Annotated in this window: 3 protein-coding genes; all 3 read left to right on the top strand. The window is 71.0% G+C overall.

Annotated elements, in window-relative coordinates; translation table 11 throughout:
- Positions 1 to 153: 153 nt before the first annotated feature.
- Positions 154 to 480 (top strand): ferredoxin, encoded by a 327-nt coding sequence (gene fdxA, locus D1825_RS00415; protein WP_118765578.1) that lies wholly within the window; start codon positions 154 to 156, stop codon positions 478 to 480.
- 10 nt (positions 481 to 490) lie between these two features.
- Positions 491 to 1,630 carry a succinyldiaminopimelate transaminase gene (dapC, locus tag D1825_RS00410; protein WP_138067017.1) on the top strand — a complete coding sequence of 380 codons (1,140 nt, stop codon included), beginning with the start codon at positions 491 to 493 and terminating at the stop codon, positions 1,628 to 1,630.
- A gap of 189 nt (positions 1,631 to 1,819) precedes the next feature.
- A partial coding sequence (locus D1825_RS00405) for a citrate/2-methylcitrate synthase (protein WP_118765577.1) occupies positions 1,820 to 2,839 on the top strand: 1,020 nt, incomplete at its 3' end.

Below are 2,839 nucleotides of genomic sequence, written 5' to 3'. Positions count from 1 at the left end.
CGTCGTCGCGCAACCGGCGCACCACGACCCGGGTCCCGACGGGCAGCTCACGCCACGTGGCGGGCATCACGTGGCCCGCAGGCGTGGACAGCGCATGGCGTGGTCGTGCATGTGCGGAATACTAGGGACACCCCGGCTAGTGGAGGACCGACAGTGACGTATGTGATCGCCGAACCTTGTGTGGACGTCAAGGACAAGGCGTGCATCGAGGAATGTCCCGTGGACTGCATCTACGAGGGCAAGCGATCGCTGTACATCCACCCCGACGAGTGCGTGGACTGCGGCGCCTGCGAGCCGGTCTGCCCGGTCGAGGCCATCTACTACGAGGACGACGTCCCCGAGCAGTGGACCCAGTACTACAAGGCCAACGTCGAGTTCTTCGACGACCTGGGTTCCCCGGGTGGCGCCGCGAAGATGGGCGAGATCCCCAAGGACCACCCCATCATCGCCACGCTCCCGCTGCGCGTGCACGAAGACTGACGCGCGCCCGATGGGCTTGCTGACCGGCGCGCTGCCGGACTTCCCGTGGGACACCCTCGTGCCGTACGCGCAGCGTGCCCGCGAGCACCCCGGGGGCATCGTCGACCTGTCGGTCGGCACCCCGGTCGACCCCACGCCCGCGCTGCTGCGCGAGGCGCTGGCGGAGGCGTCCGACGCGCACGGCTACCCCACGACGCACGGCACGCCCGAGCTGCGCGAGGCCGTGGTGCGCTGGTTCGCGCGCCGTCGCGGCGTGCGCAGCCTCGACCCGGCAGCGGTGCTGCCGACCGTCGGCTCCAAGGAGCTCGTCGCGTTCCTGCCGTCGCTGCTCGGCCTGGGTGCGGGTGACGTCGTGCTGCACCCGCGGGCCGCGTACCCGACATACGACGTCGGCGCGCGTCTGGCCGGTGCCACGCCCGAGCCGACCGACGACCCGGCGGCGCGGCTCGCGCGCGGGGGAGTGCGGCTCGTCTGGCTCAACTCGCCCGGCAACCCGGACGGCTCGGTGCTCTCGGTCGAGCAGCTGCGCGAGGTCGTCGAGGCGGCCCGTGCGGCGGCGGCGCGGGAGGGCAAGCCCGTCGTGGTGGCGTCCGACGAGTGCTACGCCGAGCTCGCGTGGGCCGAGCCGTGGGCCACGTCGGGCGTGCCGAGCATCCTCGACCCGCAGGTCACCGGCCGCGACCACACCGGCCTTATGAGCGTCTACTCGCTGTCCAAGCAGTCCAACCTCGCCGGCTACCGGGCGGCGTTCGTCGCCGGGGACCCGGCCCTCGTGGCCCGCCTGCTCGAGGTCCGCAAGCACGCGGGGATGATCGTGCCCGCACCCGTCCAGGCGGCGATGGCGGTCGCGCTGGACGACGACGAGCACGTCGCCGAGCAGCGCGAGCGGTACCGCCGTCGTCGGACCGTGCTGCGTGCGGCCCTCGAGGGCGCCGGCTACGTCGTCGACTCGTCGGCCGCGGGGCTCTACCTGTGGACGCGACCGGAGCTCGGCGGGCAGGACTCGTGGGCGACCGTCGGGGACCTGGCGAGCCTGGGCATCCTGGCCGCGCCGGGCGCCTTCTACGGCGACCGCGACCACGTGCGGATCGCGCTGACGGCCACTGACGAGCGCATCGCGGAGGCCGCCGCACGCCTGTCCGGCGCGTGATGTGACGCGGATCACGTCCGGGTCGTCCGGTCGGAGATTGGGCATCGGGGCGCACGCGCAGGTAGCGTCAGGCGTCGGCCGACGACGTCCAACGCGGGGTCGGCACGCGCGACCCGATCGGTCGCGGCTAAGCGATTCGCACCCGGGCGCGGCGCACCAGACCCGCCCGGGTCACCTGGGAGGTAACGCATGACCGGAACCGATACGACAGTCAGCACCACGGTCGAGCTGGTCGTCGACGGAACCTCGCGGGACCTGCCCGTGGTGCCGGCCACGGAGGGCAACGACGGCGTCGTCGTGTCCACCCTGCTGCGCGACACGGGGCTGGTCACAGTGGACCCCGGATTCATGAACACCGCCTCGTGCGAGTCGAAGGTCACCTACATCGACGGCGACGCGGGCATCCTGCGCTACCGCGGTTACCCGATCGAGCAGCTGGCCGGCAAGGCCACGTTCCTCGAGGTCGCCTACCTGCTCATCAAGGGCGAGCTGCCGACGGCCGATGAGCTGGCGGCGTTCGAGGAGCGCGTCAACCGGCACACGCTGGTCCACGAGGACTTCCGCACGTTCATGGGCACGTTCCCGCGCGGCGGGCACCCGATGGCCATCATGTCGTCGGCCATCAACGCGCTGTCCACGTTCTACCCGGAGTCGCTGGACCCGTTCGACGAGGACACCGTCGAGCTGGCCACCGTGCTGATCCTGGCCAAGACGCGGACGATCACGTCGTACGTGCACCGCACGTCGAAGGGCGAGCCGCTGCTGTACCCGGACTACAGCCGCGGGTACGTCGAGGACTTCCTGCGCATGACGTTCGCCGTGCCGTACCAGCAGTACGAGCCCGACCCGGTGGTCGTCAAGGCGCTCGACGAGCTGCTCATCCTGCACGCCGACCACGAGCAGAACTGCTCCACGTCGACCGTCCGCATCGTCGGCTCGTCGCACGCCAACCTGTACGCGTCGGTCGCTGCCGGCATCAACGCGCTCTCCGGCCCGCTGCACGGCGGCGCCAACGAGGCCGTGCTGAAGATGCTCAGCGAGATCAAGGCGAACGGCGGCGACGCCACCGAGTTCATGAACCGGGTCAAGAACAAGGAGGACGGTGTCCGCCTCATGGGCTTCGGGCACCGCGTCTACAAGAACTACGACCCGCGCGCGGCCATCGTCAAGAAGAGCGCCCACGCGGTGCTCTCGGCGCTGGGCAAGGAC

This window comes from Cellulomonas rhizosphaerae (assembly GCF_003470205.1).
Lineage (GTDB): Bacteria > Actinomycetota > Actinomycetes > Actinomycetales > Cellulomonadaceae > Cellulomonas > Cellulomonas rhizosphaerae.
This window is presented reverse-complemented; position numbering and strand designations above follow the sequence as displayed.

Bases quoted from the DNA above. Each gene is read 5' to 3' on its own strand.
- dapC (WP_138067017.1), top strand. From the start codon at position 491: ATGGGCTTGCTGACCGGCGCGCTGCCGGACTTCCCGTGGGACACCCTC.